The following is a 16,592-nucleotide window of genomic DNA, read 5'->3' on the forward strand; positions in this document are numbered from 1 at the left end:
CCGCGGTAGCCATCGAGCAGGCGTAGCGGCACCTCCTGCGCGCGGCTGGCTGTGTAGTCGAAAAGGATCACCGGCTTGTCCGGCGGCCCACCGCTTTGCACCCACATCCAGGATTGTGCCGAGGGGTCGCGTCCCGGTTCATGCAGCACCTGCAAGCGCGTTTCGTCGCAGTGCAGCACGGGGTATTCGAACAGTTTGTCGCGCATCAGGTTGAGCAGCGGTTGCAGTTGCTCGCCACTTTGGATCACCCAACGCGCCAGGGTCTGCCGTGGGATGTCGACGCCGTGGCGGCTGAGCATCTTTTCGAAGCGGTACAGCGGAATACCGTCGGCGTACTTGGTGGCCAGCAGCATCGCCAATACGCTGGGGCTGGCCAAGCTCTTCTCGATCAGTTGTGCCGGCTTGTCGGCGGTGACCGGGGCGGTTTCACAGGCCTTGCAGGCATAGGTCTTGCGGATGTGGCGGATGACCCGCACCTGCATCGGGATGATCTCCAGCTGCTCGCTGGTCTCCTCGCCGATCACCTGCTTGCAGGCGCCGCAGGCGCAGGTCAGCTCGTGCTCGGGCAGCTCATGGATGACCTCCACACGCGGCAGGTTGGCCGGCAGCGGCTTGCGTTTGCCACGGCGCTTGACCGGCGCAACGACTTCTTCGGCTTCGGCTTCGGCTTCGGCTTCGGCTTCGGCTGGCTCGGCGGCCGGCGCTGCGATCAGCTCTTCGACCTCGTTGAACATGGCCAACTGCGGTGAGTCGGCGTCTTCAGGGCTGCGCTCAGACTTGGGCGAGAACAGCTTGTGGCGCAGCAAGGCGACTTGTTCCTGGAGTTGCGCCACCTTTCCCTGAGCCAACAGCAGCATCTGCTTGAGCAGGACGGGATCGTCGGGAAGGTTATCAGGGGCGCATTTCATAGCGCCGGATTATACCGGCTCAGGCCACGTAACGCGGCGTCAGAACCTGATGCGGACGGTTACGCCACAGGTCGATGCCGTCGAGCAGCCAGTTCAGTTCGTCGACCGTCAGTTCGATGGCTTCGTCACCCGCATCGGGTTTGGTCTTGAAGCGCTCGGCTTCCAGACGCTTGAGCCACAGGCAGAAGCCATTGCGCTCCCAGTAGAGAATCTTGACCTGGCTGCGCGTGCGATTGAAGAACACGAACAGCACCGGGTTGAACACCTCCACCTTGATGTCCAGCTCGACCAGCGCGGCCAGTCCGTTGATGGATTTGCGGAAGTCGACGGGCTTTGGGTAGAGATAGACCTTCTGCACTTTGGCGTCGGGACGCATCATGACGGAACTCCACGGGAAAATAGGGAGCCCAGCATCCGGGATACGGAGAGGTCAGTTGAAGATGGGGTCTATGGAGCGCATACGTTCGTTCTGTGTCGCTGCACACCTGCAAGAAGACATCTTGGATGCCTGTCCCTTCGGGCATGACTATCGGTCGAGAAAGCCACTGCGGCGTCACGGCCAGATCAGCTGGAGCACTCTCAGGCCTACTCGCTGTATGCCGAATGGGCCCGCACTGCATGAAGATAATCGGCTGCTGGCCATCACGACGTATGGGTGTAGCGGTCAGCCCCACCACATATTTAGCCCCAGCAGCCTTGAGGAGGGCCTCGAACGAAAAGGCTGACAGGTGGTGGCACTCATCTACGATGATTTGCCCGTAGTTTTTCACCTGCTCGCTGACTTCGCCCTGCCGCGACAAGGACTGCATTACGGCAATGTCGATGATGCCTGTCGGCTTGGCCTTACCACCACCGATGGTGCCGATCTTCGTTTTGTCTGCCCCCAGAAACGCCTGCAAACGCTCCTTCCACTGCTGGAGCAACTCCGTCCGGTGCACCAGCACCAGCGTGTTCACACCGCGCTGGGCAATCAGCGCGGCAGCCGTGACGGTTTTCCCAAAAGCAGTGGGCGCACAGAGGACGCCGGTGTCTTGCGCCAACATGCCTTCGAGAGCAGCCTCTTGATCCGGGCGTAGCGTGCCCGCAAAGTAGACATCGATGAGCTCTCCAGCGAAGCGCTCATCGTGCCGCACCAGCTCAATCCCGTTGTCATGTAGCAATGCTCGCACGTCATCCAGGCAGCCACGGGGCAAGGCAATATGCTGGGGAAAGTTTTCCGCGCAGCCAATGATCCGGTGCTTGTTCCACACAGGCAGACGCATGGCCTGTGCCTTGTAGAATTCGGGGTTCTGAAAGGCCGCCAAGCGGATGAGCTTGTTGACCAATGGCTGCGGCAATTCCGACTTGTTGAAATAGATCTGGTTGGCCAGGGTAACATTCACTGACTCGGGTAACGGACAAGCCAACTTCTGAGTCTTTTCCGCTGTGCGCTGCCAGGGTTTTGGCTCGTCGTCATCCGCTACTGCGGCGACATCCAACGGATGGCGACCCCCAGTGGCCAGCAGGGTTTTCGGCGAAATATCCTGCACGGGCATAGGCTGAATGCTGGCCAGAAATGCCCACTGATCAGAATAGGGCGTCAGCGTCTCATCGACAAAAACACTGCCGCCAAGCGCGCGGGCTCGCTTCTGCAAGGGCAGGGCAATCAAGTTGCCAAAGCCACCTTTGGGCATGCTGTCCTGATTTGGAAACAGTCGGTCATACGAGCCCAGCGTCAGTTGCCGGGTACGCTCGCAGGTATGGCTGATGATTGCGGAGCCGAGCAGGCGTGCTTCAGACGCAGGGACACTGTGCTCGAAGAATATCCAGGCATGCGCCCCGTTACCGGAGCGAGAAATCTCCAGTGCCACCGGCACACCCAACTCACGGCAAGACTGAGCGAACGCCGTGACATCCTCGCGCCAATCGGCCTCGTCAAAATCCACCGCCAGGAAGTAGCAGGTGTCGTCTGGCAGCAACGGGTAAACGCCGATGACAATATCTCCGGCCAGATGCTTGTAGAGCACCTGATCGGTCAGCGGCAGGAGTTGGCGGAACGAGCAATCTCCGCACTTGATCCGTGGCTTCTCACACACACCGGGTCGCCATTCATTGGCGCACGCCGGTGAGTAGCCCGATTTACCGGCCTTGCTTTCCCAGCGCATGGGAAACACATCGGCACGGCCACGAAACAGTCGCCTGAACAGCGCCAACTTGGCATCCGTGTCGAGACTCGAACTTATCAGTGGAGGCGGGCTAGTCGGTTCGACTAGCGGCGGCTCATCAGGCAAGCGCCACTCGATGCCATGACTTTCCAGCAGAGCGATCAGGCGAGCATTTTCGGCCCGTAAATGCTCAAGCAGATCACCACCATCCATCGTGCCTAGACCACCTTTTCAGTCAGAGGGGAACAGCTGACCCAGCCAGCTATTTAAGGCGCTCGGCTGCCTTGCGGTACGCCTGCTCGCGCTCACGGCGATCAACCGCGACCACAAACACCACCACCTCATGGTCGATCACCTGATACACCAGGCGATAACCACTGCTACGCAGCTTGATCTTGTAGCAATCCGGCAGCGAATGGAGCCGGTTGGCTTCAATTCGCGGATTCAGCAACACCTCAGCGAGCTTTTTCTTAAGCTGCTGGCGAACGGTATCACCCAGCTTTTGCCATTCCTTCAGTGCCCGCGCATCAAACTCAAGGCTATAGGTCATCCAGCGCAACCTTCACGCGCTGGGGAGTGACTAGGCGCTCACGAACCGTGGCGATTAACGCTTCATCTTCCTCGCTCATCAGCACCGGGCGAAATGGCAGCTGTCCGCGCTCGGCCACATACTGCAAAGCCTGGCGCATCAGTTCAGAGGGGGTGACGCCAAGCTTTTCCAGCTCCTGGTAAGCACGGGCTTTAAGCTCGTCGTCGATACGGATATTGATGGACGCCATGATGCGACCCTCACTGTAATGACATTCGTATTTACAGTGACAGGGTAGCCGTAGTTTGGCAAGCGGGTTGGCGACCCCGCCAGTAGCACACCGACCAAGTGCCCCATGACTGCGGTGCCAGACCCAAGGTGCCCGGTAGCCACATCACTCAGAACGCTTATCACACTTGATAGCTAGCCTTATGAGCGAGGGAGCTTCAACTGCACTTGCCTCATCAGACGCTCCTTTTGAGGCTGAGCCAGGAGCAGTTCTCGACAATCGTTATGAATTGGTCGAGCAGGTCGATGAGGATGCTTTCTCAAGCATCTGGCGGTCTCGCCACGTCGCTGGACGCTTCGATTGCGCGGTTCAGATTTATGACGATGCTGATGAAGTTTGGGAGCTGGTGTCTGATCAGTATCATCGGCTCGCTCAGATCTACCATCCTTCACTGGAGCGGGTATTCGATCTTGCTCGAATCCCGAACAGCGATGCTTACTTCATCAGTCGAGCATGGGCGATTGGTGAGACGCTGTTTGACCAAGCCTCTATCAGTGCTGAGGCGTTCCGAAACTGGCTTGAGCAACTACTCGCGGGGCTTGGCTATCTACACAGACTGGGGTTCACCCATAGGAACATAACTCCGCTCAACATCCTCGTGGACGGCGTCAGAGCTACCTTGGTCGGCATGAGTTCCCTGCCAGCCGAAGATCGTCGAGTGGGTGATCTTCGATACAAATTTCCAGGTGTTATCGAACATGGCTGGTCTGCTTTTGCAGATTTGTACGCGCTTTGGGCTTCATTGCTGGTGGCCTACAACCCGGCGTATTGAAGCAAGCAGGGGGCAATCTTGAGCGGGCGATACAGCAAGTCACTCACCCCGCGCTTAATGATGGTCTGAAAGCCAAAGTAGCGAAGCTGATGCACGAAGGCACTGCGTTCCATTCTGATGACTACGTTGAATGGTTTGGTCTGGACATCACTGCCCAGCAGACCAAAGATCTACCCGACGCGTTTGCCAGAAAATGGGGCATCAGCAAGGGCTACATGACGTTCTTGGTTGTAGACATGCTGAACGATCAACGACCCCGCATTCGCAGCCAATGGGTTATTGATGCCTTGAGAACCAGGCACATACCAGGAAACAAAACCAACAAAGCCTCTTTGAATGCGACCTTCAGCAGAATGAAATCAGCCGGGATCGTTGAGGAGTACAAGACCAAGCATCGCCTGACTGATGCCTTCTTGGCCGACTGGAACGCAGACCTCAGCTAAGCAAAAAGCCCCTGTGGACTCGCGTCAGCAGGGGCTTTTACTTTCAAGCTACTGGCAAATTACTTTGGCGAACCGCTTAACTTTGGCCGAAAGGGCAAATAACTTTGTCCGCCTCCACCACATCAGAAGTCCAGATTCGATACCGCCAGGGCATTCGACTCGATGAAGTCGCGGCGCGGCTCCACGGCATCGCCCATCAGGGTGTTAAAGATCTGGTCGGCGGCGATGGCGTCCTCGATGGTCACCTTGAGCATGCGGCGCACTTCCGGGTCCATGGTGGTTTCCCACAGCTGATCCGGGTTCATCTCACCGAGACCTTTGTATCGCTGGATGCTGTGACGCTTGGTACTTTCGGCCATCAGCCAGTCCAGCGCTTCCTTGAAGGTGCTGACCGGTTTCTTGCGCTCACCACGCTGAACAAAGGCGCCTTCTTCCAACAGGTTGTTCAGTTGCTCGCCCAGGGTAGTGACGGTCTTATAGTCATTGCTGGCGAAGAAGTCGCGGTTGAAGGTGGTGTAGCTGGCGAGACCGTGCGATTTGACCTCGACCTCCGGCAGCCACAGGTGGCGCTCGCGGTCTTCGCGCAGGCTGGCACTGTAGGTCTGGCCAGACTTCTCGGTAGTCTTCAGACGTGCCGCAAAGCCTTCCAGCCAGTTCTGCATGAACGCCTGGTCAGCCAGTTGCTCGACGGCGATGCGCGGCAGGTAGACAAAGTGTTCGGTGATGTCCTTGGGGTACACGCGTGACAGGCGATCCAGGGTCTTCATCACACCACGGTATTCGCCGACCAGTTTCTCCAGTGCGCCACCGGACAGGCCCGGGGCGTTCTCGTTGACGTGCAGGCTGGCGTCCTCTAGGGCCGACTGGGTCATGTATTCCTCCATGGCCTCGTCGTCCTTGATGTACTGCTCCTGCTTGCCTTTCTTCACCTTGTACAGCGGCGGCTGAGCGATATAGATGTAGCCACGCTCGACCAGCTCCGGCAGCTGACGGAAGAAGAAGGTCAGCAGCAGGGTACGGATGTGCGAACCGTCGACGTCAGCATCGGTCATGATGATGATGTTGTGGTAACGCAGCTTGTCGATGTTGTACTCCTCACGACCGATACCGCAACCGAGCGCAGTGATCAGGGTGCCGACTTCCTGCGAGGAAATCATGCGATCGAAGCGAGCACGTTCGACGTTGAGGATCTTGCCCTTGAGCGGCAGGATAGCCTGGGTCTTGCGGTTACGGCCCTGCTTGGCAGAACCGCCCGCGGAGTCACCCTCCACGATGTAGAGTTCGGACAGCGCCGGGTCTTTTTCCTGGCAGTCGGCCAGCTTGCCGGGCAGGCCGGCGATGTCCAGCGCACCTTTACGGCGAGTCATTTCACGGGCTTTACGAGCCGCTTCGCGGGCACGTGCAGCATCGATCATCTTGCCGACCACGGCCTTGGCTTCGTTGGGGTTCTCCAGCAGGAAGTCGGAGAAGTACTTGCCCATCTCCTGCTCGACTGCGGTTTTCACCTCACTCGATACCAGTTTGTCTTTGGTCTGCGAGCTGAATTTCGGGTCCGGCACCTTGACCGAGATGATCGCAGTCAGGCCTTCGCGGGCGTCATCACCGGTGGTCGACACCTTGAACTTCTTCGCCAGGCCTTCGGACTCGATGTAGTTGTTCAGGTGGCGAGTGAGGGCAGAGCGGAAGCCCGCCAGGTGAGTACCACCGTCGCGCTGCGGAATGTTGTTGGTGAAGCAGAGCAGGTTCTCGTTGAAGCTGTCGTTCCACTGCAGGGCGACTTCGACACCAACACCGTCTTCTTCGCGTTGGATATTGAAGTGGAACACCTGGTTGACCACGGTCTTGTTGGTGTTCAGGTACTCAACGAAAGCTTTCAGGCCGCCCTCGTACTTGAACAGCTCTTCCTTGCCGGTGCGCTCATCACGCAGCAGGATGCCTACGCCGGAGTTGAGGAAGGACAGCTCACGCAGACGCTTGGCCAGGATGTCCCAGCTGAAGTGAATGTTGGCGAAGGTCTCTTCGGAGGGTTTGAAGTGGATCTGCGTACCGGTACTGTCGGTATCGCCAACAGCGGTCAGAGGCGCTTGCGGTACGCCATGCACGTAAGTCTGTTCCCAGATCTTGCCGCTACGACGGATGGTCAGTACCAGCTCCTTGGAGAGGGCATTGACCACCGAGACACCCACACCGTGCAGGCCGCCGGATACCTTGTAGCTGTTGTCGTCGAACTTACCGCCGGCGTGCAGCACGGTCATGATGACCTCGGCCGCCGAGACGCCTTCTTCCTTGTGAATGTCGACCGGAATACCACGCCCGTTGTCACGCACGCTGATCGACTCATCCGGGTGGATGGTGATGGTGATTTCGCTGCAATAGCCTGCCAGCGCTTCGTCGATGGAGTTATCGACCACCTCGAACACCATGTGGTGCAGACCACTACCATCGTCAGTGTCACCGATGTACATCCCGGGACGTTTGCGTACGGCGTCTAGTCCTTTCAGCACCTTGATGCTGGAGGAGTCGTACGTTTGGTTCTCGCTCATGCCTTCACTCCCGATGGTCTTGGGTCTGGGTGATACGGCCATGTTCCACGTGGAACATGGCAACCGGCGTATCCGTCTGCCAGTCTTCCCTCAACAATTCATGATCCACACAGGTGATGAACACCTGGCAGCGCAAATCTTCCAGCAACCGGCACAATGCCTGGCGATGCTGCTCATCCAGTTCCGACGGTAGGTCGTCCACCAGATAGATACATTGGCCACGCTTGGCTTCATTGACCAGGTGACCCTGGGCAATACGCAACGCGCAAACCACCAATTTCTGTTGTCCTCGCGATAGAATCTCTGCCGCGTTATGCCCCGCAAGCCGCAGCCGCAAATCAGCCCGCTGGGGGCCTGCCTGCGTATGCCCGAGCTGTTGGTCACGGAGGAGGGATGTGGCGAGCACTTCACTCAGCTCACGATCCTTGTCCCACCCACGGTAGTAACTCAGGGTCAGCCCGTCCAACTCCAGCAGCTCGGCCAAGGTCTGCTCGAACACCGGTTTCAGCGCCTGAATATAGGCTCTGCGATAGGTGTCGATCTCCACGCTGGCACTGCATAATTCGCGGTCCCACGCGGCCTGCGAAGCACCGTCAAGTGTACCATGGCGCAGCCACGAGTTCCGCTGCCGCAGGGCTTTCTGCAAGCGCTGCCAGGCGCCTAGAAAGCGATGTTCCACGTGGAACACACCCCAATCGAGAAACTGCCGGCGAATCTTCGGCGCACCTTCCAGCAGACGAAAGCTGTCTGGGTTGATCAGTTGCAGTGGCAACAGATCGGCCAACTGCGCAGCGCTGCGTGCGTTCTGACCATCAATGCGAATCTGCAATTCACCCTGACGATCACGAGAAATGCCCAGATTGCTGGAGCCGCCCTCGGCCAACTGCACCTGACCGAAAATGGTACAGGCGGGTTGCTCATAATGGATGACAGGCTGCAGGCGTGTGCTGCGGAAGGAACGGGCGAGGCCGAGCAGATGGATCGCCTCGAGCAGGCTGGTCTTGCCGCTGCCGTTGGCGCCGTGAAGGATGTTAATGCGGGAGGAGGGGGAGAGGGTCACCGGGTGCAGATTGCGCACCGCGGTGACCGTGATACGGCTTAGGGACATTAAAGACGCATCGGCATGACAACGTAGGCAGAATCGTCGTTGTCGGCTTCCTGCAGCAGGGCACTGCTGTTGGAGTCGGAGAGAATCAGGCGCACCTGCTCGGTGCCCATCACGCCCAACACATCCAGCAGATAGCTGACGTTGAAACCGATCTCCAGACCACTGCCGTTGTAGTCGACAACGATCTCTTCCTCGGCCTCTTCCTGCTCCGGGTTGTTGGCCTGAATTTTCAGCAGACCGGAAGCCAGGGTCAGGCGAATACCGCGGTACTTCTCATTGGACAGAATCGCGGTGCGGCTGAAGGCTTCGCGCAGGCCCTGACGATCCGCCAGCACCAGCTTGTCGCCACCGCGCGGCAGCACACGCTCGTAATCCGGGAATTTGCCGTCCACCAGCTTCGAAGTGAAAGTGAACTCACCGGTGTTGGCACGGATGTGGTGCTGCCCAAGAACAATGGCGACTTCGGCGTCTTGCTCGGTCAGCAGGCGAGCCAGCTCGAGAATACCTTTGCGCGGCACGATGACCTGATGCTTGCCTTCCTGCTGGATGGCAGCCTCCATCGAGCACATGGCCAGACGATGACCGTCGGTAGCGACAGCACGCAGCAGGCCGCTCTGCACTTCCAGGAGCATGCCGTTGAGGTAGTAGCGCACATCCTGCTGGGCCATGGCGAAGCTGGTCCGTTCGACCAGGCGGCGCAGCTTGGCTTGCGGCAAGTTGAAGGTCAGCGAACCTGGACCTTCCTCGACGGTGGGGAAATCGTTGGCAGGCAGCGTCGACAGGGTGAAGCGACTGCGACCGGCCTTGACCAGCAACTTCTGGTCATCGACACGAATGTCGATCATCGCATCGCTTGGCAGGCTCTTGCAGATGTCCATCAGCTTGCGCGCCGGCACGGTGATTTCACCGGGTTCGGCGGCGTCTTCCAGCGTGACGCGACCAACCAGCTCGACCTCGAGGTCGGTACCGGTGAGCGAGAGCTGCTGGCCTTCGACCACCAGCAGGACGTTGGACAGAACCGGCAGCGTCTGGCGTCGTTCCACGACACCGGCGACCAGTTGCAGGGGTTTCAACAGGGCTTCGCGTTGAATAGTGAAATGCATGGTCTAGTCCCTTGCCTCGTGGAGCTGCATTGATTTGATCAGGTAGTCAGGGTGCGCAGCAGGTTCTTATAGTCCTCGCGGATGTCCGCGTCGGATCCCCTAAGTTCAGCAATCTTACGGCAAGCGTGCAACACCGTGGTGTGATCACGACCGCCGAAGGCAACACCGATTTCCGGCAGGCTGTGATTGGTCAGTTCCTTCGACAATGCCATGGCCACCTGACGTGGTCGGGCGATCGAGCGCGAACGACGCTTGGATAGCAGATCGGTGATCTTGATCTTGTAGTACTCAGCGGTGGTGCGCTGAATATTGTCGATGCTGACCAGCTTGTCCTGCAGGGCCAGCAGATCCTTGAGCGACTCACGAATCAGCTCAATGGTGATATCTCGGCCCATGAAGTGCGAGTGAGCGATCACCCGCTTCAACGCGCCTTCCAGTTCACGCACGTTGGAGCGAATGCGCTGAGCGATGAAGAACGCAGCATCGTGCGGCAGATCGACCTTGGCCTGGTCGGCCTTCTTCATCAGGATCGCCACGCGGGTTTCCAGTTCCGGCGGCTCGACTGCCACCGTCAACCCCCAGCCGAAACGCGACTTCAGGCGTTCTTCCAGGCCTTCGATCTCCTTCGGGTAGCGGTCGCTGGTGAGAATCACCTGCTGACCCCCTTCAAGCAGCGCGTTGAAGGTATGGAAGAACTCCTCCTGGGAGCGCTCCTTCTTGGCGAAGAACTGGATGTCATCGATCAGCAACGCATCCACCGAACGGTAGAAACGTTTGAACTCGTTGATGGCGTTGAGCTGCAACGCCTTGACCATGTCAGCGACGAAGCGCTCGGAGTGTAGGTAGACCACCTTGGCGTTGGGATTCTTCGCCAACAGGTGATTACCCACAGCATGCATCAGGTGAGTCTTGCCCAAGCCGACGCCGCCATACAGGAACAGCGGGTTGTAACCATGCTTGGGGTTGTCCGCCACCTGCCAGGCTGCAGCGCGCGCCAACTGGTTGGACTTGCCCTCGACGAAGTTATCGAAGGTAAAGGTGCGATTGAGGTAGCTGGTGTGCTTGAGGCCACCTTCGACCTGTACAGTACGTTCGGTGCGTGGCGCCACGGCAGGAGTTGGCGGTTGCGGCGCGGCCCCCCCCATGGAATCGAAGCTGGCACGCGACGGCTCTTGCTGCGCAGGCGGCGGAACCGGCTTGCTGACGACAGCGGCGGCCTGAACCTGAGCTGCACGTGCAGCGGCAGGCAACGGGGCCGTTGGCGCGACACGGGCAGTCGCTGCACGTTTGCTCCCTATTAATAAGGAAAGCGCAGGGACCAGACCGCCGGCGCGCTCACTCAGAAGCTCGAGCAAACGGCTCATGTACTTCTCGTTGACCCAATCGAGTACGAAACGATTCGGCGCATATACACGCAGCTCGTCGCCTTCGGCTTCGACCTGCAGAGGACGTATCCAGGTGTTGAATTGCTGGGCCGGCAACTCGTCGCGCAAAAGCTCGACGCATTGCTGCCATAGTTCCACTGACACTGACTATCCCCTATCCAGGCGGCGATGCAAAAACAGCCGCCATTGTAACGGCCAACGACCGAGTTATCCACACAGCAGGGATTAGATGGCCAAGTAAAATCAAAGCCTTACTTATATTCATCAGACTTATCAGCAGCCCATGAGACTTGTGGATAAGCGCCCAATAACCTTCTGCAAAACTCTGGGGATGAACGGGCGGATAACTGCATTGTGGGTAACTCTGTTTTCTATCCTCAGGCTGTATGCAGGACACGCACAGATCAACCACGCCTTTTGGACAGACTTATCATCACCGCATGAGCAGTTGGAATGGGGCAGCCAGCGGGTTTTCCACAGGTGTGGGCAGCACCATTCAACATAAACATAGAAAAAGAGCTTTAAACCCTTTTCCTTCTTTCTATTTCTATCTAGCGAATAAGGTTGGTTGGAAATTGACCTACCGCGCGGCTTTCTCTAGAATTGCCGGTCTCTTAAAACCGGGGTCATACCGACCCTAGTCGATCACCCAGGTAACGCACCATGAAACGCACTTTCCAACCCAGCACCATCAAGCGCGCTCGCACCCACGGTTTCCGTGCCCGCATGGCCACCAAGAACGGCCGTGCCGTCCTGTCGCGTCGTCGCGCCAAGGGCCGCAAGCGTCTTGCTGTCTAATTAATCCAGACAGGTGGTGAGTCGAGGCTTCGGCCGGGAAAAGCGACTGCTGACTCCCCGGCAATTCAAGGCAGTCTTCGACTCCCCAAGCGGTAAAGCTCCGGGCAAAAGTGTCCTGTTGCTAGCGCGCGATAACCAGCTTGATCATCCCCGCCTAGGTCTGGTGATCGGCAAGAAGAGCGTCAAGCTCGCCGTCGAGCGCAACCGCATCAAGCGTCAAATCCGCGAGTCCTTTCGCCTCAATCAGGTCAGCCTGACAGGCTGGGACATCGTGGTGGTCGCCCGCAAAGGGCTAGGTGATCTGGAGAATGGCGAACTTGCCCAGCAGTTCGGCAAACTCTGGAAACGCTTGGCCCGAAGCCGGCCCAGTCGCGACGCAGACTTATCCCCCGGGACAAGCGACAATCCCCATGCGTAAAGCGGCTCTAGCCTGTATCCAGGTTTATCGCTACGCCATCAGCCCGCTGATGGCCAGTCATTGTCGTTTCTACCCCAGCTGCTCCTGCTATGCCTACGAAGCCATCGAACAACATGGCTTCCTGCGTGGTGGCTGGCTGACGGCGCGCCGTCTCGGTCGCTGTCACCCATGGAATGCCGGCGGTTTCGATCCGGTTCCCCCCGTTAAAACATCCCGTTCTCCTTCGATGGCCGAATAATCATGGATATCCAACGTTCGATCCTGATCGTCGCCCTGGCAGTCGTGTCCTACCTCATGGTCCTGCAATGGAACGAGGACTATGGCCAGGCTGCTATGCCAGCCGAGGTTAGTACCTCGACCGCGGCGACGCCTGCCCTGCCCGACACACCTGCTGTAACCGCCAACACTGGCGGCGACGACATTCCAACTGCCGTGGCCGAGCCTACTGCAGCTGCTGTCGCGCCTACTGCCGCTACCAGCGATGAGCTGATTCGCGTCAAGACCGATGTGCTGGACCTGGCCATCGACCCGCGTGGTGGTGATGTCGTGCAACTGCGTTTGCCGCAGTACCCGCGCCGTCAGGACCGCCCCGACGTTCCGTTCCAGCTGTTCGACAACGGCAACGAGCGCACCTATCTCGCGCAGAGCGGCCTGATCGGCCAGAACGCTCCGGACAAATCCAGCGGTCGTTCCCTGTGGAGCAGCGAGAAGCAGAGCTACGAACTGGCCGAAGGCCAGGACAGCCTGGTGGTCGATCTCACGTTCAGCGAGAACGGCGTAAACTACATCAAGCGCTACAGCTTCAAGCGCGGCCTCAACCCGCAATGCTCCGCGCGTGAGCAGGAACTGAAGAAGCCTGGCTGCATCGATCCGTCCGCCTATCAGGTCGACGTGCGTTACCTGATCGACAACCAGAGCGAGCAAGCCTGGAGCGGCAACCTGTTTGCCCAGCTCAAGCGCGACAACAGCGGCGACCCGTCCTCGACCACCGCTACCGGCACCGCCACCTACCTTGGCGCCGCTCTGTGGACCACCGACGAGCCGTACAAAAAGGTGTCGATGAAGGACATCGACAAGCAGTCCTTCAAGGAAACCGTGCAAGGCGGCTGGGTTGCCTGGCTGCAGCACTACTTCGTGACCGCCTGGGTGCCGAGCAAGGACAGCACCAACCTGATTCAAACCCGCAAGGACAGCCAGGGTAACTACATCGTCGGCTTCACCGGCCCGTCCGTGCAGGTTGCTGCCGGCGCGCAGGGCGAGACTGGTGCGATCCTCTACGCTGGTCCCAAGCTGCAGGAGCACCTCGGCACCCTGTCACCGGGCCTGGAGCTCACCGTGGACTACGGCTTCCTGTGGTTCCTCGCCCAGCCGATCTTCTGGCTGCTGGAAGTGATCCACGGCGTACTCGGTAACTGGGGTTGGTCGATCATCGTCCTGACCATCATCATCAAGCTGATCTTCTTCCCGCTGTCTGCTGCCAGCTACCGCTCGATGGCACGCATGCGTGCCGTATCGCCGAAACTGCAGGCGTTGAAAGAGCAGCACGGTGATGATCGCCAAAAGATGTCCCAGGCGATGATGGAGCTGTACAAGAAAGAGAAGATCAACCCGTTGGGCGGCTGCCTGCCGATCCTGGTGCAGATGCCGGTATTCCTCGCCCTGTACTGGGTGCTGCTGGAATCGGTCGAAATGCGTCAGGCCCCGTGGATGTTCTGGATCACCGACCTGTCGATCAAGGATCCGTTCTTCATCCTGCCGATCATCATGGGCGCGACCATGTTCATCCAGCAGCAGCTCAACCCGACGCCGCCGGACCCCATGCAAGCCCGCGTGCTGAAGCTGATGCCGATCATCTTCACCTTCTTCTTCCTGTGGTTCCCTGCAGGTCTGGTGCTGTACTGGGTAGTCAACAACTGCCTGTCCATCGCCCAGCAGTGGTACATTACCCGCCGGATCGAAGCAGCAACGAAAGCGGCCAACGCCTGATTCGCCAAGGCTTCCAAGCATCAAGCAAACGCCCCATGATTGGGGCGTTTTGCTATCCGAGCATTTAACGTAGGAGCGAGCTCTGCTCGCGAATCGCTGTTATCCACAGTTCTTCTTCCGCGCGCCTACTAGCCCCATAAACATCGAGTAAACCGCCATGAACCACGCCCGAGACACTATCGCCGCCGTCGCTACCGCCCAGGGTCGTGGTGGCGTGGGCATCGTGCGGGTATCCGGTCCACTGGCCGGCGATTTGGCTCAGGCCATCTGCCGTCGCGAGCTGAAGCCGCGCTTCGCTCATCACGGTCCGTTCTATGGCGAGAGCGAGCTGACGCTGGATGAGGGGCTGGCCATCTATTTTCCCGGCCCCAACTCCTTCACTGGTGAAGACGTACTGGAGCTTCAGGGCCACGGCGGCCCGGTGGTGCTCGATCTGCTGCTGCGCCGCTGCATGGCGTTGGGGGCACGCCTGGCGCGTCCTGGTGAGTTCAGCGAACGCGCCTTCCTCAATGACAAGCTCGACCTGGCCCAGGCCGAAGCCATTGCCGACCTGATCGAGGCCAGCTCCGAGCAGGCCGCTCGCAATGCGCTGCGTTCCCTGCAGGGCGAGTTCTCCAAACGCGTGCATGCGTTGACCGAATCGCTGATCCAACTGCGCATCTACGTCGAAGCCGCCATCGACTTCCCCGAGGAGGAAATCGACTTCCTCGCCGATGGCCATGTACTGAACCAACTGGACGGCGTGCGTACAGACTTATCCACAGTACTGCGCGAGGCTGGCCAGGGCGCATTGCTGCGCGACGGTATGACTGTAGTCATCGCCGGCCGACCCAATGCCGGCAAGTCCAGCCTGCTCAATGCCCTGGCCGGGCGTGAAGCCGCTATCGTCACCGATATCGCCGGCACCACCCGCGACGTGTTGCGCGAACATATCCACATCGACGGCATGCCGCTGCATGTGGTCGACACCGCCGGCCTGCGTGATACCGACGATCAGGTGGAGCGCATCGGTGTAGAGCGCGCACTCAAGGCCATCGGTGAGGCTGACCGTGTGTTGCTGGTAGTGGACTCCACTGCGCCGGAAGCCGCCGATCCCTTTGCTCTCTGGCCAGAGTTTCTGGAGCAGCGTCCGGATCCAGCACGGGTCACCCTGATCCGCAACAAGGCCGACCTCTCCGGCGAAGCAGTCGCGCTGGAAACCAGCGCCGATGGCCACGTCACCCTCAGCCTGTCGGCCAAGTCCGCCGAAGGCCTCGAGCTGCTGCGCGAGCACCTGAAAGCCAGCATGGGTTATCAACAGACTGCAGAAAGCGGCTTCAGCGCCCGCCGCCGCCACCTGGAAGCGCTGCACCAGGCCGAGCAGTACCTCGAACACGGCCGCAACCAGCTCACCCTGATGGGCGCCGGCGAACTGCTGGCCGAGGATCTACGCATGGCCCAGCAGGCATTGGGCGAGATCACGGGCTCCTTCAGCAGCGACGACCTGCTGGGGCGGATCTTCTCCAGCTTCTGCATCGGCAAGTGAAACCTTCCTCCATGCTCTTGCCTACAGGGCTCTTGTAGGAGCGGATTTATCCGCGAAAGCGCATGCGTGCCCGCCATCAATCTTTCCCCTCCTTGTCATTCCCGGGCTTTCACCCGGGTTAAGAACCCTTGCGCGTCGTCTTGATTCGCGGCGGGGCATCCACTCCTTCACACATCTGACTGGACTTACGCGCCGGGCAGATTTCCCCACAAACGAGCTTGCTGGATCACCAATGAACGGGCTGCTGCTGCGCATCTACTGAGTTATTCAGGCCCAAATAAACCCTGTGGAAAACCGCCCCTGAACCCTGCCCATAACCCTATGACAAAGCTGGGCGTAACCACCCCTGTGGGTAACTGGCACTTCCATCCACAGTGGTTCAGCAGCTTTCTCAGTGGAAGCGAGCAGGATCGACACAGGCTTATCATTCGCTATACACCTCTAACAGCAAGGGTTACAGAGGGTTATCCACAGAAAGGGCTTGCTCTATACATAAACATAAAGAACAAGCTTTATAAAAATTCTCTCTTTCTATTCTTTATAAGCCTGCGCGTATTTCTCACGGGTCAGAGGGTGATCAGGTAAGCAGGTCGATGGGAAAGGCCCGCGCTATCCGGTTGGCTATTTTTTGTGCAGAAGGC

General features: G+C 58.8%; 15 protein-coding genes and 1 pseudogene. 7 read left to right on the forward strand and 9 right to left on the reverse strand.

Translation table 11 applies throughout. The annotated features are described in order from the left end of the window. The 5 genes and pseudogenes from tnpC to ACNFCJ_RS02390 all read right to left on the reverse strand — a co-directional run. The coding region (gene tnpC / locus ACNFCJ_RS02370; RefSeq protein WP_416769597.1) for an IS66 family transposase at positions 1-908 on the reverse strand (908 nt) is incomplete at its 3' end. A 19-nt stretch (positions 909-927) separates the two neighbouring features. Then, the gene (gene tnpB, locus ACNFCJ_RS02375; protein WP_416769599.1) at positions 928-1,287 is read right to left on the reverse strand and encodes an IS66 family insertion sequence element accessory protein TnpB; all 360 of its coding nucleotides are present in this window, start codon (positions 1,285-1,287) and stop codon (positions 928-930) included. A gap of 82 nt (positions 1,288-1,369) precedes the next feature. Then, positions 1,370-3,265, reverse strand: a pseudogene (locus tag ACNFCJ_RS02380) (TOTE conflict system archaeo-eukaryotic primase domain-containing protein); the annotation flags it as partial. Between the two features lie 49 nt (positions 3,266-3,314). Next, positions 3,315-3,602 (reverse strand): type II toxin-antitoxin system RelE family toxin, encoded by a 288-nt coding sequence (locus ACNFCJ_RS02385; RefSeq protein WP_003284885.1) that lies wholly within the window; start codon positions 3,600-3,602, stop codon positions 3,315-3,317. Further along, complete coding sequence (locus ACNFCJ_RS02390; protein WP_416769601.1) at positions 3,592-3,831, reverse strand: type II toxin-antitoxin system RelB/DinJ family antitoxin; 240 nt, start codon at positions 3,829-3,831, stop codon at positions 3,592-3,594. Before ACNFCJ_RS02390 ends, ACNFCJ_RS02385 begins: the two co-directional genes overlap by 11 nt. A 181-nt stretch (positions 3,832-4,012) precedes the next feature. On the opposite strand from ACNFCJ_RS02390, the gene ACNFCJ_RS02395 reads away from it, so the two are divergent. Together ACNFCJ_RS02395 and ACNFCJ_RS02400 are read left to right on the forward strand one after the other, a co-directional pair. Next, entirely contained in the window at positions 4,013-4,642 is a 630-nt protein-coding gene (locus ACNFCJ_RS02395) for a protein kinase domain-containing protein (protein ID WP_416769603.1), read from the forward strand. Next, entirely contained in the window at positions 4,603-5,085 is a 483-nt protein-coding gene (locus ACNFCJ_RS02400) for a hypothetical protein (RefSeq protein WP_416769605.1), read from the forward strand. The genes ACNFCJ_RS02395 and ACNFCJ_RS02400 overlap by 40 nt, the downstream gene beginning before the upstream one ends. Before the next feature lie 122 nt (positions 5,086-5,207). On the opposite strand, the gene gyrB is transcribed toward ACNFCJ_RS02400, so the two are convergent. The 4 genes from gyrB to dnaA are packed head-to-tail and all read right to left on the reverse strand — an operon-like array spanning position 5,208 to position 11,368. Next, complete coding sequence (gene gyrB, locus ACNFCJ_RS02405; RefSeq protein WP_416769607.1) at positions 5,208-7,628, reverse strand: DNA topoisomerase (ATP-hydrolyzing) subunit B; 2,421 nt, start codon at positions 7,626-7,628, stop codon at positions 5,208-5,210. A gap of 4 nt (positions 7,629-7,632) precedes the next feature. Next, a complete protein-coding gene (gene recF / locus ACNFCJ_RS02410) occupies positions 7,633-8,736 on the reverse strand; it encodes a DNA replication/repair protein RecF (RefSeq protein WP_416769609.1) in 1,104 nt (367 codons plus the stop codon). Beyond that, positions 8,736-9,839, reverse strand: a complete 1,104-nt coding sequence (dnaN, locus tag ACNFCJ_RS02415) for a DNA polymerase III subunit beta (RefSeq protein WP_416769611.1) — start codon at positions 9,837-9,839, stop codon at positions 8,736-8,738. Before dnaN ends, recF begins: the two co-directional genes overlap by 1 nt. A gap of 38 nt (positions 9,840-9,877) precedes the next feature. Beyond that, complete coding sequence (gene dnaA, locus ACNFCJ_RS02420) at positions 9,878-11,368, reverse strand: chromosomal replication initiator protein DnaA (protein WP_143505835.1); 1,491 nt, start codon at positions 11,366-11,368, stop codon at positions 9,878-9,880. Positions 11,369-11,887: 519 nt separating this feature from the next. Between dnaA and rpmH the strand changes: the two genes are divergently transcribed. The 5 genes from rpmH to mnmE all read left to right on the forward strand — a co-directional run bounded on the left by rpmH (position 11,888) and on the right by mnmE (position 15,951). Next, a complete protein-coding gene (gene rpmH, locus ACNFCJ_RS02425; protein WP_002551315.1) occupies positions 11,888-12,022 on the forward strand; it encodes a 50S ribosomal protein L34 in 135 nt (44 codons plus the stop codon). Between the two features lie 13 nt (positions 12,023-12,035). Further along, positions 12,036-12,440, forward strand: a complete 405-nt coding sequence (gene rnpA, locus ACNFCJ_RS02430; RefSeq protein WP_416769614.1) for a ribonuclease P protein component — start codon at positions 12,036-12,038, stop codon at positions 12,438-12,440. After that, positions 12,433-12,678 carry a membrane protein insertion efficiency factor YidD gene (gene yidD, locus ACNFCJ_RS02435; protein ID WP_061238809.1) on the forward strand — a complete coding sequence of 82 codons (246 nt, stop codon included), beginning with the start codon at positions 12,433-12,435 and terminating at the stop codon, positions 12,676-12,678. The genes rnpA and yidD overlap by 8 nt, the downstream gene beginning before the upstream one ends. A 2-nt stretch (positions 12,679-12,680) precedes the next feature. Next, positions 12,681-14,426, forward strand: coding sequence for a membrane protein insertase YidC (gene yidC, locus ACNFCJ_RS02440; RefSeq protein WP_416769616.1), 1,746 nt, complete (start codon positions 12,681-12,683; stop codon positions 14,424-14,426). 157 nt (positions 14,427-14,583) lie between these two features. Then, entirely contained in the window at positions 14,584-15,951 is a 1,368-nt protein-coding gene (gene mnmE, locus ACNFCJ_RS02445) for a tRNA uridine-5-carboxymethylaminomethyl(34) synthesis GTPase MnmE (RefSeq protein WP_416769618.1), read from the forward strand. Positions 15,952-16,592: the final 641 nt, after the last annotated feature.

Origin of the sequence: Pseudomonas sp. NY15364 (assembly GCF_048068235.1) — a bacterium.
GTDB classification, from domain to species: Bacteria; Pseudomonadota; Gammaproteobacteria; order Pseudomonadales; family Pseudomonadaceae; genus Aquipseudomonas; species Aquipseudomonas mendocina_D.